We start from the raw sequence: 25,354 nt of genomic DNA, 5'->3' as shown, positions 1-25,354 counted from the left end.
TTACTCAGCTTCTTCTATGCCTAATTCAGAATTACTCAATTGAGATTGAGCGATTTCTTGGTAGACAGTTGATGTTTTGATTAATTCTTCATGAGTTCCTTGCGCTACGACACGTCCTTCGTCTAAAACGATGATGTTGTCGGCATGCAGGATCGTAGAGATTTTTTGCGCTACGATGATCTGTGTAGCACCATGGATATTTTCTGACAAAGCTTTACGCAACGCCACATCGGTTTTATTGTCCAAAGCAGAGAAAGAATCGTCAAAGATCAAGATCTTAGGATTCTTCGCCAATGCACGGGCAATGGAAAGCCGTTGTTTTTGTCCGCCGGAAACATTAGAACCGCCTTGTGAAATAGCACGTTCGTAACCAGCATCATTAGCGTTGATGAATTCTGTTGCTTGCGCGATCTCAGCCGCTTTTTTCATTTGTTCATCAGAGATCTCAGCGTCACCGAACTTGATGTTCGACGCGATATCGCCAGAGAATAAGATCCCTTTTTGCGGTACAAATCCCATCAATTCATGCAATTTATGCAATGAAATGTCGCGGATATCCACACCGTCGATGGTGATCCGTCCGCCGGTCACATCAAAGAAACGAGGGATCAGATTGACGATCGTTGATTTACCGGAACCGGTAGAACCGATGATCGCAGTAGTTTCTCCTGGTTTAGCGGTGAAATTGATGTGATGCAATACATCTTCATCTGCATCGCTGTAACGGAACTGCACCCCTTCAAATTTAACTTCACCTTTGAAGTCTACGTCGTTGTCTTTCACGACTGGTTTGTCTGTGATAGTAGGTTCTGTGCTCAATACTTCATCTACACGTCCTGCGGCAACGTTGGCACGAGGCAAGATGATAGAAACCATCGAAAGCATCATGAAGGCCATAACGATCAGCATCGTATACGTAATGAAGGCCATCATATCCCCTACTTGCAATTGACCGTTGTTCATGTTGTGTCCGCCGACCCAAACGATCAGAACAGAGATTCCGTTCATCATCAGCATCATTACTGGGAACATGATCGACATTGCACGGTTGACGAACATTTGAGTTTTCATCAAATTGGTATTGGCTTCATCAAATCGTTTTTCTTCAAATTTTTCGCGGGAAAAGGCACGGATGACAGACAATCCAGTCAAGATTTCCCGTGACACTAAGTTCACCCGGTCCACCAATGTTTGTAATGCCTTGAATTTCGGCATCGTGAATGTCAACAAAGTAACTACCAGCAGCAAGACTGCGCCGACTGCGACACCGACGATCCAGCCCATACCGGTCCCTGTTTTATAAACTTCATAGATACCGCCGATACCTAAGATCGGTGCGTACAATACCATCCGCATGATCATCACGATACCCATTTGGATCTGTTGGATATCATTGGTGTTTCGTGTGATCAATGAAGCAGGTGAGAATTTTTCCATTTCATTGTTAGAAAATTGCAGTGTACGTTCGTATTGAGCGACCCGTAAGTTACGACCGACAGAAGCCGCCACTAATGAAGCGATCCAGCCGACGATGATTGCTGCCGCTGCGGAAAGGAATGTCAATCCCACCATTTTCGCTCCGGTTTTGATCATATAATCTGTTTGGATTTTTTGCGTGTCCATTTTTAATGCTTTATATTCTGCTAAAACAAATTGCGTACCGACTGTCTTCATTGAATCTGCACCCAGATCCCCTAAAGACTCTTTGGTTTTCTTCCGAGCTTCTGCAACTTTTTCCGGCATCGCATCGTTGGTTTTTTCTAATTCATCAGCGATTTTTTTAGCTTGCGCACCTTTTTCTTGCGCTTGATCTGCTAATTCTTGTGCTTGCTGCCCTTTGGCTTGTGCTTGAGCAGCAGTGGCAGCTGCAGCTTGCGGATCAGTAGCACTGGCAGCCTGTTCGCCGAGTTCTTGCGCTTCCGCGCCGGCTTTTTTCGCTTCTTCACCCAGCTGTTTTGCTTCTTCGCCAAGTTTTTTCGCTTCTTCGCCTTGTTTACCCATTTGAGTGTATTCTTCAAGGATGGTTTTCGCTTCATTGCTGTTGTCTGAATCCTTCATTTGTGAAGACGCCAGCATCATCATCGGTAATTCAAATATTTTGGAAAGTTTTTCTTTCGTTACACCTTTTTGAAGATCTAACGTATACACTTTTCCATCTTTCGATAATTTATAATTATCTTCGATTTTGCTTTTTTCCGATTCCGTCATGAACATTTCAATCGCTTGAAGTGATTCTTTACGGATTTTATCCGGCGTCGCTGTTTCGATACCGCCTTGTTGGATACCGACGTCAACGATATCGGACGTTAAATTTGGTAAGTTCAAATCACTGTTGGCCTGCACTACTAATAATGCGATGACCGCAATGATCGCGTACCAATATTTGCCAAGATGTTTAAAGATCTTCACTAGATGTCACTTCCTCTTCTTTGTTGGTGTCGTGGGAGTATTTTATGAATTTTGCCGCCAGCTCAACAAATTTTTTAGTATCGGCTTCTCCCATGCGTTTAAAGACTCTGATAATTTTATCTTGCATCTTTCGCTTTTCCATCTCTGCCTGTACTTTACCCTTTTTTGTCAAAGTCACTTGGATGCGTCGTCGATCGTCTGGATCTATCGTACGGCTGATCTGTCCTTTTTTCTCTAGATTTCCCAATAAAGCCGCGATCCGTGCACTGGACACGTTCATCGTTTCCGCAAGATGCTTAGGACTTACCGCTGTGTCGATGTGATCCAAATATTTGATCACGATCAATTCACCGCGATTGCTCTTTTCCATCTCACTGAAAGCACCATGTCGATTTTCTAACATCAGCTTCTCTAACTTCCGTTCAGCTTCTTCAGCATAAGACATAAGTTTCCTCCTTCACAATTAATTAACACTATTAGTCACTAACACTATTAGTGATTTTCGCTAATAGATAATAAACCTATTTTTTGGCACTGTCAACGAATTAAAACTATGGTTTCGCTTACACTTAAAATTTTTTTAGCGATTGTTTAATAACTAGCACATTATTTATTGAAAATACTTGGAAAACGCTTGATGTAAACGAATTTAAAATTAATAGTGTTATTTAAAATTCCAAAAAAATCGGCTTGAGACTTTGGCTTCTGTGAAATATCCTCCAAAATCGGATCATGGATCTACCTACACTGATAGGGGAGAAAAAAATAAGCCGATCCCTTCCATTAGAAGAAATCGGCTTATCTTTTGATCAAAATGACATGACTCATCGTCTCTCACCTTGATAAGAATGATATAGTAAAATATACTTGGTTTCCTATTTGTTGTCAATCGCTTTTTGCCCCGCAAGGACACAAGGAGCAGATCCTTTAATAGCGTTTCTTGACAGGTTCTACTACAAGATAGCGATAAGGTTCATCGCCTTCTGAATGAGTTTTGACTTGTTCGTCTTCACTTAATACAGAATGAATCTGTTTGCGTTCAAAGGCCGGCATCGGTTCTAAAAAGACTGGACGACCTGTCCGTTTGACTTTTTCAGCTGTTCGCTCAGCCAATCGCTGCAAGATAGCTTGTCGTTTTTGACGATAGTCGCCGACGTTGATCACCACTGACAATTTGTTTTTGGCGATCCGGTGGATGAAGACTTGTGCTAAATATTGCAACGCGTTCAACATTTTACCGTGTTTGCCGATCAAGATTCCTTGTTTTTCCGTATCAAGATGGAAAACTACCAGTCCTTCTTCTCTTTCGATGCGAACTAGTGCTGGAGCGTTCAACTCTTTGGTGATATTGGTCAGATAAAGCGCCAACTGCGTCAATGCCGCGTCATCTGCTAAATCCGCTACTTCTGCGGCAGCAGACTGCGGTTCTGGAGTCACGTCAATTTCTGTCTCGATCACTTCAGGAGCAGCAGGTTCTTCAGTTATGACATCCGCCACCGTTTCAGCGACGGCTTCAGTGATCTCTTCACTGACTGTTGGTTCAATGGAAACTTTTGCTTCTTTTTTCCCCATTCCCAAGAACCCTTTTTTACCTTCTTCTAAAATTTCGATGGATGCTTCTTCTTTCGTAAGACCTAATGCGGCTAATCCTTTCTGGATCGCTTCTTCCACAGTTGTTCCTTCATAGATCGGCATCTTAGAGACCTCCTTTGTTATTTCTTGCGTTTTTTCTTCGGATTCATCGCTTTTTGCAATGCGCGTTCCCGTTCACGGATCTTGCGGGCTTCTTCTTCCCGCTCTTTACGGATCTTGAAGGGATTATTGATCAGTAATGTTTGTACCACTTGGAAAGCATTGGAAACTACCCAGTATAATGACAACCCGCTGGCTAAATTGACCCCCATCACTAAAATCATGATCGGCATAGCAAAGTTCATGATCTTCATGCTTGGATTAGATTCCAGCTGGCTCATGCTGGATAAATAAGTACTGAAGAATGTAAAGACCGCAGCTAAGATCGGCAAGATGAATGTCGGATCCGCTTCACCAAGGTTCAACCATAAAAAGTGTCCTTGACGCAATTCCGGTACCCGTTGGATCGATTGCCACAATGCCATCAAAATCGGCATTTGTACCAATAATGGCAGACAGCCGGCGTACGGATTGACATTATTTTCCGCATATAAGCGCTGAGTTTCTTCTTTTAACTTGTTTTGTGTCTCGATATCTTTGGATGCATATTTTTTTTGCAGCGCTTTTATTTTTGGCTGAAGCTCTTGGGTCTTGCGCATGCTTTTGGTTTGGAAATGCATCAGCGGCATCAAAATGATCCGGATGATCAATGTGAACAAAATGATCCCGATCCCGGAATTGCCAAAAGATAACCCTTTGATCGCCTGCGCAAAATTATAAACGATGTAACGGTCCCAGACCCCCGTACTTTGTGCGCTGACTTCTCCTGTACCGCAGGCGGATAGGAAAAGTACTAGACCCAGCAAGCTGGCTAGTAAAATGATACGTTTTCTTTTCACGAAACAAATTCCCCTCTACTATATTATTTAGTTTTGATGATCTTTGCGAGTTTCAACACATGCTCCAGATTCGCATAGACTTCTTTGCTGTCCAGACCACTGATCGCTGGTCGAGCAATGATGATAAAATCAATCTCAGGCTCTATTTTCTCTCGCATGTCATACAAGCAAGCGCGAATTTTTCGTTTTACAGCATTTCTTTCCACTGCGTTGCCGATTTTCTTTCCTACTGAAAGTCCTACGCGAAAATGTTTTTGTCCTGGTTTATCCAATCGATAAACGACAAATTTGCGATTGGCGCAAGAAACACCTTTTTGGAAAACTCTTTGAAAATCTTTTTCTTTTTTTACTCGATAGGACTTTCTCATTTCGCTTCCTTCATTTCTTTTAATCTCATTACTCACTCAACAATAATACCATAATTAAACCTCTTACTTCACCCTTTTCCCGTAAAAAAGGGTACAAAAAAAACCACTGTGGTTTCAGTGGTTTACGCTGCAAGAACTTTTCTTCCTTTACGACGACGGCTTGCTAAAACACGACGACCGTTTTTCGTACTCATACGTTTACGGAATCCATGAACTTTTTGACGTTTGCGTTTATTTGGTTGGTAAGTTCTTTTCATTGCTTCCACCTCCATCAAAATGATCTATCTACTACTAGACATACTTTGATAGTATAACGAGAATATCGGGGATTTGTCAATAAGAAAACGTCAATTCTTCTGTCTTTATTTATCCACAATCTGTTTTTCAGCTGGGGGATTTTTGTGAATTATCACCAACTATTTCAGTGTTTTTCCATATTTTCTAGTAAGTTTTCAACAAATAAACAAGCCGAAATAAGTTTTCAACATCTTTTTATTTGTCTGTGGACAATATTCTAAAAATATTATGATATCAAGCTTTAAAATCCACACTTGTCTGTGGATTACTTTGTGGTTATCCCAAAAAATCCCCAGAACTTTCTTTCTTGTGGATAACTTTTTCCCGTTTTGTGTATATCTTTTTTTTAGGTTTTGCACAACTGTGGAAAATGAAAAAAATTTTTTTATTCCTCTGCTTTTTTTCTGTTAATCTGTGGAAAACTTTTCTGATCCATGCTAAATTAGTACTAGTATTCTAAATTAGAAATAGGAGGACATTCTATGTCATCTCTTGCAACTATATGGCAGGAGCTTCAATACAATTTGCGAAAAGAACTCAATCCTCAAAGTTACGAAGTCTGGATCGAGACAGTCAAACCGGTTTCTTTTCAAAATGATCAATTAGTGATCGAAGTTCCTACAGATGTCCATAAAACATATTGGAAGAAAAATCTGGCGTCTAAAGTCGTTGAAATAAGTTTTATGCTGTACGGAAAAGAGATCATTCCGACTTTTGTGACTCCTGACGAAGTGCAAACCATCACCTCCGAAGAAAACAAACCGAAAGAAAAAGCAAAAGAAGAAAACAAACCCAACTCGATGCTGAATCCCAAGTATACTTTTGATACATTTGTCATCGGGAAAGGCAATCAGATGGCCCATGCCGCGGCTCTTGTGGTAGCGGAAGAACCTGGGTCTATTTATAATCCCCTCTTTTTCTATGGCGGTGTCGGTTTAGGGAAGACTCACTTGATGCATGCTATCGGTCATCAAATGCTGCAAAACCGGCCGGATGCCAAGATCAAATATGTCAGCAGTGAAAATTTCACTAATGATTTCATCAATTCGATCCAAAAAAATAAAATGGAAGATTTTCGTAATGAATACCGCAGCGTTGATCTGCTTTTAGTGGATGATATCCAATTTTTGGTGAGCAAAGAGGGAACACAAGAGGAATTTTTCTATACATTTGAAGAATTATATAAGAATAACAAACAAATCGTACTGACCAGCGACCGGTTGCCAAATGAGATCCCAACATTGCCGGAACGGCTGGTTTCCCGTTTCGCATGGGGACTTTCCGTAGACATCACACCGCCGGATCTTGAAACACGGATCGCGATTTTGCGGAAAAAAGCTGAAGCGGAACGTTTAGAGATCCCTGATGATACTTTAAGCTACATCGCAGGCCAGATCGATTCCAATATCCGAGAATTAGAAGGCGCACTGGTACGGGTCCAAGCATTCGCTACCATGAATAATTCCGATATCACCACCAGTTTGGCGGCTGAAGCATTGAAAGCATTGAAGGCCAATCACGGTCTGACACAAGTCTCGATTTTGCAGATCCAAGAAGAAGTCGCGAAATACTATCATATCCAATTGAAAGATCTCAAAGGAAAAAAACGGGTGAAGACCATCGTTGTCCCTCGCCAGATTGCGATGTATCTTTCACGGGAGCTGACGGACCATTCATTGCCGAAGATCGGTGCGGAATTTGGCGGAAAAGACCATACAACTGTCATCCATGCCCACGAAAAAATCGAAAAATTAGTCCAAAGCGATGCGACCATCAAGACAGAAATCAGCGAGATCAAAAATCTCCTGATGAACTAGCATGTGGACAAATGTGGAAATTAAGCAAAACTTATCCACACGTTATGCACAAGGGGAAAACTCTTGTTTCCGGCTTTTTTATAAGTTATCCACTGTTTAAACAGCCCTACTACTACTATTATTTTTTATATAACTATTAATTAAAGGAGAATCAGCTATGAAAGTCACTTTAAACCGAGCTTTATTTATCCAAGAATTGCAAACTGTCCAACGGGCGATTTCCTCTAAAACCACGATTCCCATTCTGACAGGGGTCAAGATCGTTTTGACTTCGGAAGGATTAACACTGACCGGCAGCAACGCCGATATTTCTATTGAAACTTTTCTAGCCGCTGACAATGAAAAAGCGCAGATGCAAATCGAAAAAACCGGAGCTGTTGTATTACAGGCTCGTTTCTTTAGCGAAATCATCAGACGTTTGCCGGAAGATACCTTCACAATGGAAGTTATTGAAAATAATCAAGTAGCGATCAATTCCGGAAAAGCCAACTTTACAGTGAATGGATTGGATGCAGAAAGTTATCCACATCTGCCGATCGTTGAAAGTCAAAACCAAATGAAGATCCCGGTTCATGTCTTGAACCAGCTGATCAATGAAACTGTTTTTGCCGTATCACAACATGAAAGCCGTCCGATCTTGACTGGTGTCCATTTTGTGTTGGAAGACCAAAAATTGTTGGCAGTGGCTACTGACTCTCACCGTTTAAGCCAACGGGTGATCCCCATCGAACAAGCAGCCAGCGACTTCAATATCGTGATCCCAGGCAAAAGTTTGACAGAACTGTCTCGTTCATTGAGTGATGAAGAAGAGATCGTCGAAATCAGCATCATGGAAAATCAAGTACTTTTCAAAACAGAAAACATGCTGTTTTATTCTCGCCTATTGGAAGGAAATTATCCTGACACGAATCGTTTGATCCCAGCCAGCTTCAATACTGAGATCGAATTTACGGTACCGAAATTATTGGCGGCTATCGAACGGGCTTCACTGCTTTCTCATGAAGGCCGCAACAATATCGTTCGTTTGTCCATCCGCAACGACGCGGTGACACTTTACGGAAACTCACCAGAGATCGGTAAAGTAGAAGAAGCATTGAATTATGAAAAAGTAAGCGGCGAACCTTTAGATATCTCCTTCAATCCTGATTACATGAAGGCTGCTTTGCGGGCGTTTGGTGACATGAGTATCACGATCAAATTCATTTCTGCGATCCGACCTTTCACGTTGGAACCGACAGAAGGAGAAGCGGCATTTATCCAATTGATCACCCCAGTTCGTACCAATTGATTTAAAATTAGTTGAAAAACTGCAGAAACTTTCCGAAAATGAATAATTTTAAAAAAAGGGCTTAAAATCGTTTTTAAGCCCTTTTAATTATTTTTGTCTAAAATCCTCGATTTCGCTTAAAACTTCTTAGAAAGAAAATAAACAAGATAAATTTGTTTTATTCCTTAAAAAAAGGTATAATAAGAACATATGTCTGCCATAGAATTGAGGGATGAAAATGAAAGAGAAAATCTTGTTGGAAACAGATTACATGACGTTGGGACAAGTCCTGAAAGAAGTTAATGTAATCAGCAGCGGTGGGCAAGCGAAATGGTACTTGGCGGAAAATACCGTTTTTGTAGACGGCGAACCGGAAAATCGCCGCGGACGGAAACTTTACGCTGGCATGATGATCGAGATACCTGATGCAGGTACTTTTTTTATGACTAAAAAGGAAAATCTGCATGAGGCTGAATGAGCTGCATTTAAAAAATTACCGCAATTATGATGAGCTTTCGTTGAGCTTTTCTAAAAACCTGACGCTTTTTTTAGGAGAAAACGCGCAAGGAAAGACCAATCTGCTGGAAAGCATCTATGTGTTGGCTATGACCCGCAGCCACCGGACCAATAATGAACAAGAATTGATCCAGTGGGGACATGAATTTGCCCATATCAGCGGCATCGTCAATAAAAACACCAGTCAGATCCCGTTAGAGATCACACTTTCAAAAAAAGGCCGCAAGACAAAAGTCAATCATATCGAGCAAAAAAAGCTCAGCAGCTATGTTGGTCAGCTGAATGTGATCTTATTTGCGCCGGAGGATCTTTCATTAGTCAAAGGCAGCCCGCAGTTGCGGCGGAAATTTTTGGATATGGAGATTGGCCAGATCGATCCTATCTATCTGTATGATCTGGTCCAGTATCAGCATGTCCTAAAGCAGCGCAATCAATATTTAAAACAGATGCAAAACAAAGCAGATCCCTTGTACTTGGACATTTTGACGGAGCAGCTTGTCAGTTTCGGCAGCAAAGTACTTTTGGGACGAGCTAAATTTGTCAAACGTCTGGAATATTGGGCCAATGAACTGCACAACAAAATCAGTCATGAAAAAGAAATACTTGCCATCGATTATGTCTCGAGTATCCCTTTTCAACCTTCTATGGAACTGAAAGAAATACAAGCGATTTTTTTCCAAGAAATCGAAAAAAATAAAGAAAAAGAGCGTGTACGTCTATCGACATTAGTAGGTCCTCATCGCGACGACCTTCACTTTTTCATCAATGGAAAAGATGTCCAGACTTACGGGTCGCAAGGCCAGCAGCGGACTACCGCTTTAAGTGTCAAATTAGCCGAGATCGATTTGATGAAAGAAGAGACGGGAGAATATCCGATCCTTTTATTGGATGATGTCATGAGCGAACTGGATGATTCCAGACAACTCCATCTTCTTGAAACCATCGAAGGCAAAGTCCAGACATTTTTGACTACAACTACGTTAGCACACGTGAAAAATAAAATGACTGTTGAACCAGAGATTTTTTATGTTCAGCAAGGCGAATTAAAAGGAGAAAACTAGATGACAGAAGAAGAAAAAAGTTTAGTTGAACGCGCCAAAGAGTATGATGCCAGTCAGATCCAAGTACTAGAAGGCCTAGAAGCCGTTCGTAAACGTCCTGGTATGTATATCGGTTCGACTAGTTCAGAAGGACTCCATCACCTCGTTTGGGAGATCGTTGATAATTCTATCGATGAAGCTTTAGCGGGTTTTGCTACTAAGATCCAAGTAGTGGTAGAAGAAGACAACAGTATCACAGTCACTGATGATGGTCGCGGTATTCCGGTAGATATCCAAGCAAAAACCGGACGTCCAGCGGTGGAAACTGTCTTTACAGTCTTGCATGCCGGCGGGAAGTTCGGCGGCGGCGGATATAAAGTATCCGGGGGACTTCACGGTGTAGGTTCTTCCGTGGTAAATGCATTATCGACGACTTTAGATGTCAAAGTCTTCAAAGACGGCAAGATCTATTATCAAGAATACCGTCGCGGCGCAGTCGTAGATGACTTGAAAGTTATTGGCGAGACTGATCAGCACGGGACTGCGGTCCACTTTGTACCAGATCCTGAGATCTTTACAGAAACCGTTGAATTCAATTTTGATAAATTGGCGACACGGATCCGTGAATTAGCCTTCTTGAATCGCGGTCTGCATATTTCTATCGAAGACCGCCGAGAAGAACCGGTACTTAAAGAATATCATTTTGACGGCGGGATCAAGAGCTACGTTGAGCACTTGAACAGCAACAAGACTGTCTTGTTCCCTGAACCGATCTATCTGGAAGGCACCCAACAAGATATCACTGTGGAAGTATCTCTGCAATATACTGACAGCTACCACACGAATTTGTTGAGTTTTGCCAACAATATCCATACCTATGAAGGCGGGACCCATGAATCCGGCTTTAAAACAGCTTTGACTCGCGTAATAAATGACTACGCCCGCAAACAAAAGCTGATGAAAGAAAATGACGAAAACCTGACCGGTGAAGATGTTCGGGAAGGACTGACAGCTGTCATCTCCATCAAGCATCCGGATCCGCAGTTTGAAGGACAAACCAAAACAAAACTGGGGAACTCCGAAGTACGGACGGTTACTGATCGTTTATTCTCTGAGCATTTCACGAAATTCTTGATGGAAAATCCGACAGTTGGCCGTCAAGTGGTAGAAAAAGGCTTATTAGCCTCAAGAGCCCGCTTAGCCGCAAAACGCGCTCGGGAAGTCACTCGCCGCAAAGGTGCTTTGGAAATCAGCAATCTGCCTGGTAAACTAGCTGACTGCTCCAGCAATGATCCGGAAAAAACTGAATTATTCATCGTCGAAGGAGATTCTGCTGGCGGTTCTGCAAAACAAGGACGTAATCGGGAATTCCAAGCGATCTTGCCGATCCGTGGGAAGATCTTGAACGTAGAAAAAGCCAGCATGGATAAAATCTTGGCTAATGAAGAGATTCGTTCACTATTTACTGCGATGGGAACTGGGTTTGGCGAAGACTTTGATGTATCCAAAGCTCGTTACCATAAGTTAGTCATCATGACCGATGCCGATGTGGATGGCGCTCATATTCGTACATTGCTTTTGACACTGTTTTATCGCTATATGCGGCCGATCGTCGAAGCGGGATATGTTTATATCGCTCAGCCGCCTTTGTATGGTGTCAAGCAAGGGAAGAATATCACGTACGTTCAACCAGGTAAAAACGCCGAAGAAGAACTGCAGCAAGTGATCCAATCATTGCCGGCAACACCAAAACCAAATGTCCAACGATATAAAGGTCTTGGGGAAATGGACGATCATCAGCTATGGGAAACAACGATGGACCCTGAAAACCGCTTGATGTTGCGGGTCAGCGTTGACGACGCCATTGAAGCCGATCAGATTTTTGAAATGCTGATGGGTGATCGCGTAGAACCTCGACGTGCATTTATTGAAGAAAATGCCCACTATGTAAAAAATCTTGATATCTAGATGAAGGATATCCGTTCCGCTTTACACAGTAAGTACAGTGGAACGATTTACGGCGTGATGACGGTAGAATTTTTTAAAATTCTTACCTAACTAGGAACAAGGATGTCAGTTCCACTTTGCAAGGTACATGTAGTGGAATGATATACGGCGTGACGATTAGTAGAATTTTCTCAAAATTCTTCCCCAAATAGGAACAAGGAGGAACAAATCTTGAACGAACCAAGTAAAAATATCCATAATGTCAATCTGACCAGTGAAATGAAAGATTCCTTCATCGATTACGCAATGAGTGTTATCGTTGCCCGGGCCCTTCCTGATGTACGCGATGGTTTGAAACCAGTTCACCGGCGGATCCTTTATGGAATGAATGAGTTGGGAGTCACTCCTGACAAGCCTCACAAAAAATCAGCCCGGATCGTCGGGGATGTTATGGGGAAATATCACCCTCATGGCGATAGTGCGATCTATGAATCGATGGTGCGGATGGCTCAACCTTTCAGCTATCGTTATATGCTGGTAGACGGTCACGGAAACTTCGGATCAGTAGATGGCGACGGTGCGGCGGCGATGCGTTATACCGAAGCTCGGATGAGCAAATTAGCCTTAGAGATGCTGAGAGATATCAATAAAAATACTGTCGATTTTATCAGCAACTATGATGATACCGAAAGAGAACCGGAAGTTTTGCCGGCTCGTTTCCCAAATCTTTTGGTGAACGGTACGACAGGGATTGCTGTTGGTATGGCTACCAATATCCCGCCACATAACTTGAATGAAGTTATCGCGGCTATTGATCTTTTGATGGAAAATCCTGACGTCACCACAAGTGAACTGATGGAAGTTCTGCCTGGACCTGATTTTCCTACCGGCGGTCTAGTTATGGGCAAATCCGGCATCCGCCGGGCTTACGAGACCGGTAAAGGCTCGATCACTGTGCGTGGCCGTGTGGAAGTCACAGAGATGCCAAACGGCAAGGAACGGATCTTAGTTACCGAATTGCCATACATGGTCAATAAAGCGAAACTGATCGAACGGATCTCCGAGCTGCATCGGGACAAACGGATCGAAGGGATCACTGACTTGCGGGATGAATCTTCTCGTGAAGGCATGCGGATCGTGATCGATGTCCGTCGTGATGTCAGCGCGTCAGTCATTTTGAACAATCTTTATAAAATGACTTCATTGCAAACATCATTTGGCTTTAATATGCTGGCCATCGAAAAAGGTGTTCCGAAGATCTTAAGCTTGAAACAGATCTTGGAAAATTATGTGGAACATCAACGAGTAGTCGTGACTCGTCGCACAGAATTCGACAAAAACAAAGCGGAAGCCCGCGCGCACATCTTAGAAGGATTGCGGATCGCATTGGATCATATCGATGAGATCATTGCGATCATTCGTGGATCGAATTCCGATGATGAAGCTAAAACTACCATGATGGAACGGTTTAAATTATCAGATCGGCAAGCACAAGCGATCTTGGATATGCGTCTGCGCCGTTTGACTGGTTTGGAACGGGAAAAGATCGAAAATGAATACCAAGATCTGTTAGCGTTGATCGCTGATTTGAAAGAGATCTTAGCCAATCCAGAACGGGTGAATGCCATCATCCGCACCGAACTAGGAGAAGTTGCCAGCCGTTTCGGTGACAAACGCCGGACTGAATTATTGGTAGGCGAAGTCTTGAGTCTTGAAGACGAAGACTTGATCGAAGAAGAAGATGTGGTCATCACATTGACCAATAACGGCTATATCAAGCGCTTGGCGAAAACCGAATTCAGAGCACAACGACGTGGTGGTCGCGGAATCCAAGGGATGGGCGTCCATGACGAAGATTTCGTCAAGACATTGGTTTCTTGCTCTACCCATGATACATTGCTGTTCTTTACCAATAAAGGGAAGGTCTACAAAGCAAAAGGCTATGAGATCCCAGAATACGGTCGAACAGCGAAAGGGATCCCTGTGATCAACCTGTTAGGGATCGATTCCAGCGAGAAAATCCAAACGATCATTTCAGTAGACAGTGAGCCGAAAGAAGGACGCTATCTGTTCTTCACGACTCGTTTAGGGATCGTCAAACGGACTTCCGTAACTGCTTTTGCGAATATCCGCAGCAACGGTCTGATCGCTATCGGTTTGAAAGACGAAGACGAATTGGTCAATGTATTGGAAACCAACGGCGAAAATGCAGTGATTATCGGTACACACAATGGCTATTCCGTCACGTTCCAAGAAGAAGCAGTTCGGGATATGGGTCGGACAGCTGCCGGTGTCCGCGGAATCCGTCTGCGGGAAAATGATTACGTGGTAGGCGCAGCTGTGATGACTGAGAACCGTGAAGTATTGGTGATCACGGAAAACGGCTACGGAAAACGGACTGCTACTAAAGAATATCCAATCAAAGGCCGCGGCGGTAAAGGGATCAAAACCGCGAATATCACCGCGAAAAACGGTCATTTGGCTGGTTTGACTACAGTCACCGGTGATGAAGATATCCTTCTGATCACAAATCGCGGCGTCATCATCCGCTTCAACGTAGCGACAGTTTCGCAAACCGGTCGGGCAACATTAGGTGTCCGTCTGATGAAGATGGAAGACAATGCCAAAGTCGTTACGATGGCGACTGTCGATCCGGAGATCGAAGAAACTGTGGATAACGAATAAAAGATAAAAAATCCAGCATGTGGATAAATAAAAAAAGCCAGTGAAAGTTTTCCCCAGTGGATAACTTTCACTGGCTTTTTATCTGAGCAAGAATAGAAATCTGCCATTGCTTGATGAAGGTAAAAACTATAGGCTGCTGAAACTGTGAGGGGTATAGTTTGGAAATTATTGAGAAGGCAACTATCTTACAACCTCTAAAGCCTCAGAATCCTTTCAGCTGTGGTATGATCGAAGTGACACAGCAATAGAAAGCGCAGGTAAAAATATTGAGAAAAGCAACAAAGAAGCAGAAAATCTATTACGGCATTTTATTGAGTATTTTGGTGATTTTTCTGGGTGGCTTCTTCTTTTTGAAAAGCAGCACCTATGAAGCGTCAAACCAAGCGATTGAAGCCAGTCAAAGCAGTCAGGAAACAAAGTCCTATTATTATTTTCCGGCAAAAGAAAAAAGCCGGACTAATGTGATTTTTTATCAAGGGGCGTTGGTAGAAGCGGACAGTTACAGTATTTGGGCGAAAAAAGTTGCAGAAGCAGGCTATAACGTCTATTTAATGAAGCAGCCATTGAATCTAGCGGTCTTGGGGGAAAATAAGGCCGCGGAAGTGATTAAAAAAGATCCTGATGCAACAAATATCCTTGCCGGTCATTCATTAGGCGGCGTGATGGCCAGCCGCTTTGCCAGGGAGCATAAACAAGTAGCGGGAATGATTTTTTTAGCCAGCTATCCTGATGAGAAAGGCAGTTTAGCGGATACTTCTTTACCGGTACTTTCGCTCACAGCCAGTGAAGACGGTGTGTTGGACTGGGACAATTACAAACAAGCTAAAAAGTATCTGCCTGCGTCTACCAGTTTTGAAACGATCACAGGCGGCAATCATGCCGGCTTTGGCAGCTATGGCAAACAAAAAGGAGACGATCCGGCAACTATCAAGAACCAAGAGCAGCAGGAACAAGTTGCTGAGCTGATGATCGCTTGGCTGCGAGAGCATTTTTAATAATTAATAATAGAAATAATAGACATAATAAACAACCCCATCAAGCAGAAGCCGTCACGGAAGGCTCTTTGCTTGATGGGGTTTCTTCTATTTGTCTCAGCTGATTTTTTGATAGGCTTGTTGAGATAGTTGTCCTGCGGCGTTGTCTTTCAATGCTTGCGTACCGTAAGTCAAAAGCCGTTCGGTGCACATTTTGCCTATCTGGATCCCTAAGCTGTCGGTATAGCCTAGATCATTGCCGCGGGAAGAAAAGGAGGACTTGATTTCTTTTACAGGAAGAATTCTCGAATATAAAAATCCTTCTTTTTTAACAAAATTGCCCGTCTCCTGATCGTCAGTATGAGCTTTCGTTTAGAATGACCACTTTCAAAATTATATGGATTTTATGCTGAAAGTGGTCTATGATGATAAATAAATTTAAATTTGACATCAAGGGGGCAATCGTTATGGAAAAAATCGACTGGGGCAATCTAGGATTTCAATATCGCAATATGCCATATCGTTTCGTGGCACATTTTAAAAATGGCAACTGGCAGGCTGGAGAAATCCAGGAAAAAAATGAATTGACTATCGGCGAAGCATCCACTGCGCTGCACTATGGACAACAATGTTTTGAGGGATTGAAAGCTTATCGCAGAAAAGACGGGGGCATCCAGCTCTTTCGTCCTGATCAAAACGCACAACGCTTGAACAAAAGCGCACAGCGTTTATTGATGCCGGAAGTTCCTGAAGCGATGTTTATCGATGCTGTAAAGTCGGTGGTGAAAGCCAATCAGGAGTTTGTACCGCCTTACGGTTATGGTGCGACGTTGTACATACGGCCGTTATTGATCGGCGTTGGGAATCTTTTAGGAGTCCAACCTGCGGAGGAATATTTGTTTGTGGTCTTCTGTTCTCCGGTCGGAGCGTATTTCAAAGATGGATTAAAACCTGCGAATTTTATCGTAACGGATTATGATCGCGCCGCGCCTGTGGGAACAGGTTCCAGCAAGGTCGGCGGTAATTACGGCGGCAGTCTGCAGCCGCATTTAGAAGCAGTTGAAGCAGGTTTTGCCGATTGTATTTATTTGGATCCGGCTACCCATACGAAGATCGAAGAAGTCGGCGCGGCAAATTTCTTTGGGATCACTAAAAACAATGAATTTGTAACACCTCTTTCGGATTCCATCTTGCCTTCGATCACGAAATACTCTCTGCTTTATCTTGCCAAAGAGCGGCTGGGAATGCCGACTTTCGAAGAAGATGTCCGTATTGATGATCTAGGGCGTTTCAAAGAAGCTGGCGCTTGCGGAACGGCGGCAGTCATTACTCCGATCGGCGGTATCCAGCATAAAGATGATTTCCATGTCTTTTACAGCGAGACAGAGGTAGGTCCGGTAATCCGCCAGCTTTATGATGAACTTGTAGGTATCCAATTCGGCGACGTTGAAGCACCTGACGGCTGGATCCAAGAAGTTTAGACTAGCTGACAGGCAGTAGTTGATGGTGATTGCAAGCGATCAATGCCAAAATATAGATCAGCGAATACTCCTAAATATGTCTTGTAATAACTAGAAGTTTTATGAGAATGCGGTTGGATGGAACAAGCGATCCTTGTTCTGTTCAACCGCATTTTTTGTGGCGCGAGCAGCGGTCTGGCTGGATCAAGTAATGGCGAGTGCCTTTTTTCCAAAAAATTTTGACAATCCGGCTGTTTTTTTCGTTATAAAGATAAAAGAGAAAAACAGGAGGAAGGATATGAAAACCTATCTTGACACGGAAATAGCGGTGATATTCCAAGACAAAACAAGCGGCGAACTGATCAAACAGCCCTTCAAAAAAATCATCAAAGACCCCTCAGTAGACGAGCTGCGACAATTGGCGCAAATCTGTGAGCGACTGTTTCCAAGGGAATTGAGTCCGTTGGCAATCATTGAGACGACACGCAAGATCCAAAGATTGTGAGGGATAGCATGAAAAAACTCCATTTGATATTCCTTGATGAAGAATGCCGTCCCCACACTTTTGTACCGGTGGTCTGCCGCCAAGACCTTAAAGAAGAAGAGATCCATGAAATCATGACAGACATCACTAAGTTGTCACTTTTTGAAAAGGAGGGTATCCGGTGCTTTCGCTATATGGAAGGAGCAAAGTATGTTTCTACGGTGGAATACCCGCTGTTTTCAAATGATGTATAAATATTCACCGGTGTATATTCGATGAACAGAAAATTTTAAAAAAATAGAGAAAGAATCGCGTATTTATAGGCAAAGAAACAAGCCAAAGGTTGTATATGTAATAAAACATGACATGATTTTCCGGCATAGTTTCTTTTGAGAAATGCCAATATTTCTCACATAGAAGAACCTTTTTACGATTTCAATATTCTTATTGCTTTTTATAGTAATTTCCTGTATAATTTGACTTTGTGAGTAGTCTTTTAAGACGACTCTCCTTGCTCTTAGGGAACACTAAGGGCCAAAGTCCATAGGGAGGTGAAAATCAATGGAAAACACGAAGTATGAAATCTTGTACATCATTCGTCCTAACATTGATGAAGAAGCAAAATCTGCTTTGATCGAACGTTTCGATGCAATCTTGAAAGATAACGGAGCTGAAGTTATCGAATCAAAAGATTGGGAAAAACGCCGTCTAGCGTATGAAATGAATGGATTCCGCGAAGGTATCTATCACATCGTAAAAGTTTCTTCTCCATCAACTGCAGGCGCGATCAACGAATTTGACCGTCTTGCTAAAATCAACGACGATATTCTTCGTCACATGATTGTTAAAGAAGAAGAATAATAATGTTTCACGTGAAACAAATTTTAACGATGAGGAGATGAATCGATTTGATCAATAATGTTGTATTAGTTGGAAGATTGACCAAAGATCCTGATTTACGTTATACTGCCAGCGGATCGGCTGTCGCTACTTTTACTCTTGCTGTAAATCGTAACTTCACTAACCAAAGCGGGGAACGTGAAGCAGATTTCATCAATTGTGTCATTTGGCGGAAACCAGCAGAAACAATGGCAAATTATGCACGCAAAGGTACACTTTTGGGAGTTACTGGACGTATTCAAACACGTTCCTATGAAAACCAACAAGGTCAGCGAGTGTATGTAACTGAAGTCGTTGCTGAAAACTTTCAATTATTAGAATCACGTACTGCGTCTGAACAACGTCGTTCTTCAGAAGGCGGCTATTCCAATAATTCTTTCAACAACTCTAACTCCAATTCATTTGGTAATCAAAATCAATCATCTCAACCATCAACCGGAATGCCGAATTTCGATCGGGATACATCTGATCCATTTGGGACAGATTCCTCCATCGACATTTCAGACGATGATTTACCATTCTAGTAGTTTAGTGATAGGAGGGAAATAGGATGGCACAACAAAGAAGAGGCGGACGCAAACGTCGTAAAGTAGACTATATTGCAGCAAACCATATCGAACACATTGATTATAAAGACGTTGAATTATTAAAACGTTTCATTTCAGAACGCGGCAAAATCTTGCCACGTCGTGTGACAGGTACTGGTGCTAAAAACCAACGTAAATTAACTGTTGCGATCAAACGCGCACGTATCATGGGCTTACTACCATTTGTAGGCGAAGAATAATAAATCCAAAGATGGAATGAAGATCAGCAGATCTCCATTCCATCTTTTTTATGGTTTTTGTTATTTTTAACGTTTTATATCCGTAGGCCAGAAAATTATAAAATAACTGATTTTTTATATTTTGAATGAATCGATGACAAGGGCAAAATTCCTGTCATCGATTTTTTGAAGTGAGGAAACTGATAATTTTTTCAAATAGGATGTTTCACGTGGAACATTTTCTTAAATCGCTATTACATGCCGGTTGTGATAAAATAGAGTATAAAGTGTGAGTGATTGACAAGGAGTTTACTATGAAAAAAGAAACTTTTGGGAAATTTGTTTTACTGGTCTGTATTTTACAGATACTCAGTTTTTTATTTCTAAATAAATGGATCGCAGTCGGCATCCTCATCGTTGCCAACGCGTTTCTTTTCCAAATGTATATCCGCTTGCGACGCTGGCAGAAAATCAGCGATCAAGAAAAGATCCGTATGGCAGCGAGAGTCGCACAAGACAACTCCCAGTATCTATCAGATAAATCGCCTTCAATGATCTTTATCTATAATGAACAGAAGACTGTGGAGTGGATGAACCAAAATGCGCTGCAGCTTTTGGATAAATATGATCAAGATACTTGGCAGAAGTATCTAGTAGGGCTGTTGGATCAGGAAAAAGACCAAGGATTACTGCGTTTGCCTGAAGACACCCTTACCTACTCTTTGGATCGCACGAAAAGAATCCTTTTTCTGTATAACATCACGGATCAAGAAAAAGCGAAAGAAAAACAACGTCAGATCCAGCCTGCGATCGGTATCATTGCTATCGATAACTACACAGATGTTATTGATAAAATGGGTGACAAAGAGATTTCTTATCTCAATTCCCTATTGACCACGATCGTATCTGATTGGATCAATGAGTATCATATTTTTTATAAACGATTGAATGCTGAACGCTATTTCTTCGTAGCTCATGCAGAGGACATCAAGAAGATGGAAGATGAAGAATTTTCCTTAATGGAGCGGGTCCGAAATGCTACTGAAGACCAGCCGCTACCTCTGACTGTCAGCATGGGGATCGCTTATGGTACGGAATCATTGGCCAAAATCGGAGAAGTGGCGCAAAATAATTTGGATATGGCATTGGTGCGAGGTGGGGATCAAACAGTCCTTAAATCCTCCAGTGAAGATACCAAACCTAAATTTTTCGGTGGTACGACTGCCGGCACAGCGAAGAGAACACGTGTTCGCTCTCGTGCTATGAGCACAGCGTTGAAAAATATCTTTAATGAGCATAATGATATCTATATCATGGGGCATCGTTTTCCTGATATGGACGCCATCGGTTCTGCATTTGGTGTCGCTTGTCTAGCTGATTTTCAAGGAAAAACCAACTATATCGTGATCGACGAGAATGAATTGATCCCTGATGTAGAGCGCTGCCTGGAAGAGATCCATAAGCATGAAGAGTTAGAAGCCAAGTTGATCACGGTAGACCAGGCGTTGAAACAAATCACCAAAGAAAGCTTGCTGGTGATGGTGGACTATCATAAACCGTCATTATCTATTTCACAGCCTTTGTATGAAAAATTTGAAAAAGTCGTGATCATCGATCATCACCGCCGTGGAGATGAATTCCCATCGAAACCGCTTTTGACCTATATCGAATCATCGGCTTCGTCAGCTTCGGAATTGGTCAGTGAACTGATCCAATATGAAAGCAGCCGCAAAAAACAAATGGATAAGATCACGGCGACATTGCTGCTTGCCGGCATGATCGTCGATACTAAGAGTTTTACCATACGAACCAGCAGCCGGACGTTCGATGTCGCCAGCTATTTGAAGATCAATGGGGCAGACAGCGGGATCATCCAGTACATGTTGAGTACGGATCTGACATCGTTTCTGGAAATCAGCGAGTTGGTGGCATACAGCGAATTCATCACCAGCAGTATCGTAGTGGCGGCAGGAGCGGAAGGAAAACTCTATGACAGTGTGACTGCCGCAAAAACAGCTGACACGCTGCTGTCCATGAACGGTGTGGAAGCCGCCTTTGTCATTACCAATCGTAAGGACGGCAAGGTGGGGATCAGCGCCCGCAGCAACGGGAAAGTCAATGTCCAGAAAATCATGGAGGCATTGGAAGGCGGCGGACATTTCACCAATGCTGCCACACAAATTGCGGGAAAAACAGTTAACGAAGTGAAAGCAATGTTATATAATGAATTAAATGAGTTAGACCAAGTGAAGGAGAGGACTGCTGAATGAAAGTAATCTTTACATCAGATGTCAAAGGTAAAGGAAAAAAAGGGGAAGTCAAGGAAGTACCGACCGGCTATGCCCAAAATTACCTATTGAAAAACAATTTAGCCAAAGAAGCTACTAAAGAAAGTCTTGCTGAGATGCAAGGAAAGAAAAAAGCGCAAGAAAAACATGACCAAGAGATCTTAAAAGAAGCGACAAAATTGAAAGATTTCTTTGAAAAAGAAGAAACAGTCGTCGAAATAAAAGCCAAAGCCGGTGAGGACGGCCGTTTGTTCGGTTCGATCCCATCTAAACAGATCGCGGAAGCGTTGAAACAGCAATATGATATCAAGATCGACAAACGCAAAATCGAATTGGCAAATCCGATTCGGACATTAGGTTATACGAAAATACCGGTCAAACTTCATACAGAAGTGACAGCTACTTTGAAAGTCCATGTAGCAGAACAATAAGCTGAACTGGAACAAACACATCAAGGTTGGGACATTAGTAAAAGCAAAATAAACATATCCAGATGACATTGGGCGTATGCCTGCTGTTTGAAAACCAGAAGAAAGTTTTCAAAGAGAGCTGTCGGATATCGCCTTTGCCGCTTATGTCCCAGCCTTATATTGACTTTAGCTGAATATCTTGTAGAATTAATAGACTGAAATGAATTTGGGAGAGAATAAGATGGATGAAGTATGGCAAGATCGGATGCCGCCGCAAGATATCGAAGCAGAGCAAGCCGTTTTAGGTGCGATTTTTCTTGAACCGGATGAGTTGATCAATGCAATGGAGTTGATCGAAGCCAAAGATTTTTACCAACGGCGCCATCAGCTCATTTTTCAAGCGATGATCAATCTAAGCGATCGCAATGAAGCCATCGATGTGGTTACAATGAAGGCGGAGATCGAAAAAGGCAATGCCTTGGAAGACATCGGCGGTGTCAGCTATTTAGTAGAATTAAGTCAGATCACACCCTATGCCGGCAGTATCGGTTTTTACGCCAAGATCGTCAGTGACAAGGCGCTATTGCGCAATCTGATCCACGCGGCCAATCAGATCGTTACAGAAGGTTTTGAGCAAAGCGGCGATATCTCAGCGATCGTAGAAAACGCGGAGAAAAAGATCTTGGAGGTCTCCGAACGCCGCAACAGCAGCGGTTTCCAGATGATCTCCGATGTGCTGACCCAGACGATCGAAAATATCGACATGCTGGCGCAAAACAATGAAGAGATCACAGGTCTGCCTACCGGCTATCCAGCGTTGGATAAAATGACGGCGGGACTGCAAGAAGAAGAATTGATCATTTTAGCGGCGCGTCCAGCTGTCGGGAAAACTGCTTTTGCGCTGAATATCGCGCAAAATATCGGCACCAAGACCGATCGTTCCGTGGCGATCTTCAGTTTGGAGATGGGGGCGGAATCCCTTGTACGGCGGATGCTTTGCGCGGAAGGTTCCATCGAGGCCAGCCATCTGCGGACCGGTCAATTGACAGAAGAAGAGTGGCGCAATCTGATCGTTGCGATGGGTAGTTTGTCCAAGGCCAACATCTTTATCGACGATACACCCGGGATCAAGATCTCAGAGATCCGGGCAAGATGTCGTCGTTTGGCGCAAGAAAAGAAAAATCTGGGACTGATCCTGATCGACTATCTGCAACTGATCGAAGGGACCGGACGGGAAAACCGCCAACAAGAAGTTTCTGAGATCTCTCGACAATTGAAAAAATTGGCGAAAGAATTGAAAGTTCCTGTTATCGCGTTGTCCCAGCTGTCTCGGGGTGTGGAACAGCGTCAAGACAAACGGCCGGTGTTGAGTGATATCCGGGAATCGGGTTCTATCGAGCAAGATGCGGATATCGTTGCTTTCTTGTACCGGGATGATTATTACCAACGGGAAAATGATGAAGACGCGGATGAAGAAGTCCACAATGACAACATCGTGGAAGTCATCATCGAAAAAAACCGGAGCGGTGCACGAGGCACTGTCGAATTATTGTTCATTAAAGAATACAACAAATTTTCTTCACTTTCACCAAGGGAAGAATTTTAGTTCCAGAATACTGCCGACGATCTTTTTGTATCGCCGGCAGTTTTTGCTTAACAGAAAAAAACGAACATAAAGAACAATGTTTATATAATGTTCGTGTTTTGCTTTTTAAAAACATAAAAAACAAAATAATATTCGATAATTGGTTGAAGTGCGGTAGAATTACTGGTACAATGATTCAGGATTAATTAAAAAGAATGAGGTGTTCGAATGTCATCAGTAGTTGTAGTAGGAACACAATGGGGCGACGAAGGAAAAGGAAAGATCACAGACTTTTTAAGTGAAAACGCAGAAGTCATCGCTCGTTATCAAGGAGGCGATAACGCTGGCCACACGATCAAATTCGACGGGGTCACTTACAAACTCCATTTGATTCCATCAGGGATTTTTTATAAAGAAAAAATCAGCGTGATCGGAAACGGCGTTGTTGTCAATCCTAAGTCGTTGGTTACTGAACTAGATTATCTGAAACAACACCATATCCATACTGATAATTTACGGATCTCTGACCGTGCCCACGTGATTTTGCCTTACCATATCAAATTGGATCAACTGCAAGAAGATGCAAAAGGTGAGAACAAGATCGGTACGACCATCAAAGGGATCGGACCTGCTTACATGGATAAAGCTGCCCGTGTAGGGATCCGGATCGCAGATCTATTAGATAAAGAGATCTTCGAAGAACGTTTGCGGATCAACTTAGAAGAAAAAAATCGTCAATTCGTGAAAATGTTTGATTCCGAACCGCTTGTTTTTGAAGACATTTTTGAAGAATATTACGAATACGGACAACAAATCAAAAAATACGTAACGGACACTTCTGTTATTTTAAACGATGCGTTGGACGCTGGAAAACGGGTTTTATTTGAAGGCGCGCAAGGAGTCATGCTGGATATCGACCAAGGAACGTATCCATTTGTTACATCCTCTAATCCAGTAGCCGGCGGTGTGACCATCGGCAGCGGTGTAGGACCATCAAAAATCAATAAAGTCGTCGGAGTCTGCAAAGCCTATACTTCTCGTGTCGGGGATGGACCTTTCCCAACAGAACTTTTTGATGAAGTCGGCGAACGCATTCGCGAAGTTGGACGGGAATATGGAACAACAACTGGACGCCCTCGTCGGGTGGGCTGGTTTGATTCTGTTGTGATGCGTCATTCAAAACGTGTTTCCGGGATCACGAATCTTTCATTGAACTCCATTGATGTTTTGAGCGGATTAAAGACCGTCAAAATCTGTACGGCTTATGAATTAGATGGAGAATTGATCTATCATTACCCAGCCAGCTTGAAAGAATTGAACCGCTGCAAACCAGTCTATGAAGAACTTCCAGGATGGGACGAAGACATTACTGGCTGCAAGACATTGAATGAATTGCCGGAAAATGCCCGCAACTATGTTCGCCGCGTTTCTGAACTGGTTGGCGTACGGATCTCGACATTTTCTGTTGGACCAGACCGAAATCAAACAAATATTTTAGAAAGTGTCTGGGCACAAATTTAAACCACCGTTAGTTAAACTGATCAAAAGAGTGGATGATTCTCAGAAACAGTGGAATCATCCACTCTTTGCGTTCTTTTAGAAGGATTCTG

Annotated in this window: 23 protein-coding genes and 1 pseudogene; 17 read left to right on the top strand and 7 right to left on the bottom strand. The window is 42.7% G+C overall.

Annotated elements, in window-relative coordinates:
• The 6 genes from EFB00_RS06050 to rpmH all read right to left on the bottom strand — a co-directional run bounded on the left by EFB00_RS06050 (position 1) and on the right by rpmH (position 5,565).
• Positions 1–2,409, bottom strand: coding sequence for an ABC transporter ATP-binding protein (locus tag EFB00_RS06050; protein WP_122645982.1), 2,409 nt, complete (start codon positions 2,407–2,409; stop codon positions 1–3).
• Positions 2,396–2,854, bottom strand: coding sequence for a MarR family winged helix-turn-helix transcriptional regulator (locus tag EFB00_RS06045; RefSeq protein WP_122645981.1), 459 nt, complete (start codon positions 2,852–2,854; stop codon positions 2,396–2,398). The genes EFB00_RS06050 and EFB00_RS06045 overlap by 14 nt, the downstream gene beginning before the upstream one ends.
• A 482-nt stretch (positions 2,855–3,336) precedes the next feature.
• A complete protein-coding gene (gene jag, locus EFB00_RS06040; protein ID WP_122645980.1) occupies positions 3,337–4,104 on the bottom strand; it encodes an RNA-binding cell elongation regulator Jag/EloR in 768 nt (255 codons plus the stop codon).
• Between the two features lie 17 nt (positions 4,105–4,121).
• Positions 4,122–4,949 (bottom strand): YidC/Oxa1 family membrane protein insertase, encoded by an 828-nt coding sequence (locus EFB00_RS06035; protein WP_420889759.1) that lies wholly within the window; start codon positions 4,947–4,949, stop codon positions 4,122–4,124.
• 14 nt (positions 4,950–4,963) lie between these two features.
• Complete coding sequence (rnpA, locus tag EFB00_RS06030) at positions 4,964–5,308, bottom strand: ribonuclease P protein component (protein ID WP_122645978.1); 345 nt, start codon at positions 5,306–5,308, stop codon at positions 4,964–4,966.
• Between the two features lie 122 nt (positions 5,309–5,430).
• Positions 5,431–5,565, bottom strand: a complete 135-nt coding sequence (gene rpmH, locus EFB00_RS06025; RefSeq protein ID WP_006703104.1) for a 50S ribosomal protein L34 — start codon at positions 5,563–5,565, stop codon at positions 5,431–5,433.
• 522 nt (positions 5,566–6,087) lie between these two features.
• On the opposite strand from rpmH, the gene dnaA reads away from it, so the two are divergent.
• The 7 genes from dnaA (at position 6,088) to EFB00_RS05990 (ending at position 15,872) form a co-directional block, all read left to right on the top strand.
• Positions 6,088–7,422 carry a chromosomal replication initiator protein DnaA gene (gene dnaA, locus EFB00_RS06020; RefSeq protein ID WP_122645977.1) on the top strand — a complete coding sequence of 445 codons (1,335 nt, stop codon included), beginning with the start codon at positions 6,088–6,090 and terminating at the stop codon, positions 7,420–7,422.
• 157 nt (positions 7,423–7,579) lie between these two features.
• Entirely contained in the window at positions 7,580–8,710 is a 1,131-nt protein-coding gene (dnaN, locus tag EFB00_RS06015) for a DNA polymerase III subunit beta (RefSeq protein WP_122645976.1), read from the top strand.
• 217 nt (positions 8,711–8,927) lie between these two features.
• Positions 8,928–9,167 (top strand): S4 domain-containing protein YaaA, encoded by a 240-nt coding sequence (yaaA, locus tag EFB00_RS06010; protein ID WP_122645975.1) that lies wholly within the window; start codon positions 8,928–8,930, stop codon positions 9,165–9,167.
• On the top strand, positions 9,154–10,266 hold the full coding sequence (gene recF / locus EFB00_RS06005; protein ID WP_122645974.1) for a DNA replication/repair protein RecF: 1,113 nt from the start codon (positions 9,154–9,156) through the stop codon (positions 10,264–10,266). Before yaaA ends, recF begins: the two co-directional genes overlap by 14 nt.
• Complete coding sequence (gene gyrB / locus EFB00_RS06000; protein WP_122645973.1) at positions 10,267–12,213, top strand: DNA topoisomerase (ATP-hydrolyzing) subunit B; 1,947 nt, start codon at positions 10,267–10,269, stop codon at positions 12,211–12,213. It begins immediately after the preceding gene.
• 210 nt (positions 12,214–12,423) lie between these two features.
• Positions 12,424–14,877, top strand: a complete 2,454-nt coding sequence (gene gyrA / locus EFB00_RS05995; protein ID WP_122645972.1) for a DNA gyrase subunit A — start codon at positions 12,424–12,426, stop codon at positions 14,875–14,877.
• A gap of 266 nt (positions 14,878–15,143) precedes the next feature.
• The gene (locus EFB00_RS05990) at positions 15,144–15,872 is read left to right on the top strand and encodes an alpha/beta hydrolase (protein WP_122645971.1); all 729 of its coding nucleotides are present in this window, start codon (positions 15,144–15,146) and stop codon (positions 15,870–15,872) included.
• Positions 15,873–15,971: 99 nt separating this feature from the next.
• On the opposite strand, the pseudogene EFB00_RS05985 reads toward EFB00_RS05990, so the two are convergent.
• Positions 15,972–16,142, bottom strand: a pseudogene (locus EFB00_RS05985) (iron-containing alcohol dehydrogenase family protein); the annotation flags it as partial.
• A gap of 176 nt (positions 16,143–16,318) precedes the next feature.
• Between EFB00_RS05985 and EFB00_RS05980 the strand changes: the two are divergent.
• From EFB00_RS05980 to EFB00_RS05935, 10 genes are all read left to right on the top strand, one after another.
• Positions 16,319–17,332: a branched-chain amino acid aminotransferase gene (locus EFB00_RS05980; RefSeq protein WP_122645970.1), complete on the top strand. Its 1,014-nt coding sequence runs from the start codon at positions 16,319–16,321 to the stop codon at positions 17,330–17,332.
• Between the two features lie 277 nt (positions 17,333–17,609).
• Complete coding sequence (locus EFB00_RS05975) at positions 17,610–17,816, top strand: hypothetical protein (protein WP_122645969.1); 207 nt, start codon at positions 17,610–17,612, stop codon at positions 17,814–17,816.
• An 8-nt stretch (positions 17,817–17,824) separates the two neighbouring features.
• Positions 17,825–18,049, top strand: a complete 225-nt coding sequence (locus tag EFB00_RS05970) for a DUF2922 family protein (RefSeq protein ID WP_122645968.1) — start codon at positions 17,825–17,827, stop codon at positions 18,047–18,049.
• A 307-nt stretch (positions 18,050–18,356) separates the two neighbouring features.
• Positions 18,357–18,656 carry a 30S ribosomal protein S6 gene (gene rpsF / locus EFB00_RS05965; RefSeq protein WP_122645967.1) on the top strand — a complete coding sequence of 100 codons (300 nt, stop codon included), beginning with the start codon at positions 18,357–18,359 and terminating at the stop codon, positions 18,654–18,656.
• 47 nt (positions 18,657–18,703) lie between these two features.
• The gene (gene ssb / locus EFB00_RS05960) at positions 18,704–19,219 is read left to right on the top strand and encodes a single-stranded DNA-binding protein (protein ID WP_122645966.1); all 516 of its coding nucleotides are present in this window, start codon (positions 18,704–18,706) and stop codon (positions 19,217–19,219) included.
• Between the two features lie 26 nt (positions 19,220–19,245).
• Positions 19,246–19,482: a 30S ribosomal protein S18 gene (gene rpsR / locus EFB00_RS05955; RefSeq protein ID WP_122645965.1), complete on the top strand. Its 237-nt coding sequence runs from the start codon at positions 19,246–19,248 to the stop codon at positions 19,480–19,482.
• 293 nt (positions 19,483–19,775) lie between these two features.
• The gene (locus tag EFB00_RS05950) at positions 19,776–21,731 is read left to right on the top strand and encodes a DHH family phosphoesterase (RefSeq protein ID WP_122645964.1); all 1,956 of its coding nucleotides are present in this window, start codon (positions 19,776–19,778) and stop codon (positions 21,729–21,731) included.
• Positions 21,728–22,180 carry a 50S ribosomal protein L9 gene (rplI, locus tag EFB00_RS05945; RefSeq protein ID WP_122645963.1) on the top strand — a complete coding sequence of 151 codons (453 nt, stop codon included), beginning with the start codon at positions 21,728–21,730 and terminating at the stop codon, positions 22,178–22,180. Before EFB00_RS05950 ends, rplI begins: the two co-directional genes overlap by 4 nt.
• Before the next feature lie 220 nt (positions 22,181–22,400).
• Positions 22,401–23,765, top strand: a complete 1,365-nt coding sequence (gene dnaB, locus EFB00_RS05940; protein ID WP_122645962.1) for a replicative DNA helicase — start codon at positions 22,401–22,403, stop codon at positions 23,763–23,765.
• A 207-nt stretch (positions 23,766–23,972) separates the two neighbouring features.
• Complete coding sequence (locus EFB00_RS05935) at positions 23,973–25,265, top strand: adenylosuccinate synthase (RefSeq protein ID WP_122645961.1); 1,293 nt, start codon at positions 23,973–23,975, stop codon at positions 25,263–25,265.
• The last annotated feature ends 89 nt before the right edge of the window (positions 25,266–25,354 follow it).

Origin of the sequence: Enterococcus mediterraneensis, from assembly GCF_900604485.1 — a bacterium.
In the GTDB taxonomy this organism is placed as follows: Bacteria; Bacillota; Bacilli; order Lactobacillales; family Enterococcaceae; genus Enterococcus_C; species Enterococcus_C mediterraneensis.
The sequence above is the reverse complement of the archived record's forward strand: the minus strand, read 5'-3'. Positions and strand labels throughout refer to the sequence as shown.

Bases quoted from the DNA above. Each gene is read 5' to 3' on its own strand.
- EFB00_RS06045 (WP_122645981.1), bottom strand. From the start codon at position 2,854: ATGTCTTATGCTGAAGAAGCTGAACGGAAGTTAGAGAAGCTGATGTTA.
- jag (WP_122645980.1), bottom strand. From the start codon at position 4,104: ATGCCGATCTATGAAGGAACAACTGTGGAAGAAGCGATCCAGAAAGGA.
- rnpA (WP_122645978.1), bottom strand. From the start codon at position 5,308: ATGAGAAAGTCCTATCGAGTAAAAAAAGAAAAAGATTTTCAAAGAGTT.
- rpmH (WP_006703104.1), bottom strand. From the start codon at position 5,565: ATGAAAAGAACTTACCAACCAAATAAACGCAAACGTCAAAAAGTTCAT.
- dnaA (WP_122645977.1), top strand. From the start codon at position 6,088: ATGTCATCTCTTGCAACTATATGGCAGGAGCTTCAATACAATTTGCGA.
- dnaN (WP_122645976.1), top strand. From the start codon at position 7,580: ATGAAAGTCACTTTAAACCGAGCTTTATTTATCCAAGAATTGCAAACT.
- yaaA (WP_122645975.1), top strand. From the start codon at position 8,928: ATGAAAGAGAAAATCTTGTTGGAAACAGATTACATGACGTTGGGACAA.
- recF (WP_122645974.1), top strand. From the start codon at position 9,154: ATGAGGCTGAATGAGCTGCATTTAAAAAATTACCGCAATTATGATGAG.
- gyrB (WP_122645973.1), top strand. From the start codon at position 10,267: ATGACAGAAGAAGAAAAAAGTTTAGTTGAACGCGCCAAAGAGTATGAT.
- EFB00_RS05980 (WP_122645970.1), top strand. From the start codon at position 16,319: ATGGAAAAAATCGACTGGGGCAATCTAGGATTTCAATATCGCAATATG.
- EFB00_RS05975 (WP_122645969.1), top strand. From the start codon at position 17,610: ATGAAAACCTATCTTGACACGGAAATAGCGGTGATATTCCAAGACAAA.
- EFB00_RS05970 (WP_122645968.1), top strand. From the start codon at position 17,825: ATGAAAAAACTCCATTTGATATTCCTTGATGAAGAATGCCGTCCCCAC.
- rpsF (WP_122645967.1), top strand. From the start codon at position 18,357: ATGGAAAACACGAAGTATGAAATCTTGTACATCATTCGTCCTAACATT.
- rpsR (WP_122645965.1), top strand. From the start codon at position 19,246: ATGGCACAACAAAGAAGAGGCGGACGCAAACGTCGTAAAGTAGACTAT.
- EFB00_RS05950 (WP_122645964.1), top strand. From the start codon at position 19,776: ATGAAAAAAGAAACTTTTGGGAAATTTGTTTTACTGGTCTGTATTTTA.
- rplI (WP_122645963.1), top strand. From the start codon at position 21,728: ATGAAAGTAATCTTTACATCAGATGTCAAAGGTAAAGGAAAAAAAGGG.
- dnaB (WP_122645962.1), top strand. From the start codon at position 22,401: ATGGATGAAGTATGGCAAGATCGGATGCCGCCGCAAGATATCGAAGCA.
- EFB00_RS05935 (WP_122645961.1), top strand. From the start codon at position 23,973: ATGTCATCAGTAGTTGTAGTAGGAACACAATGGGGCGACGAAGGAAAA.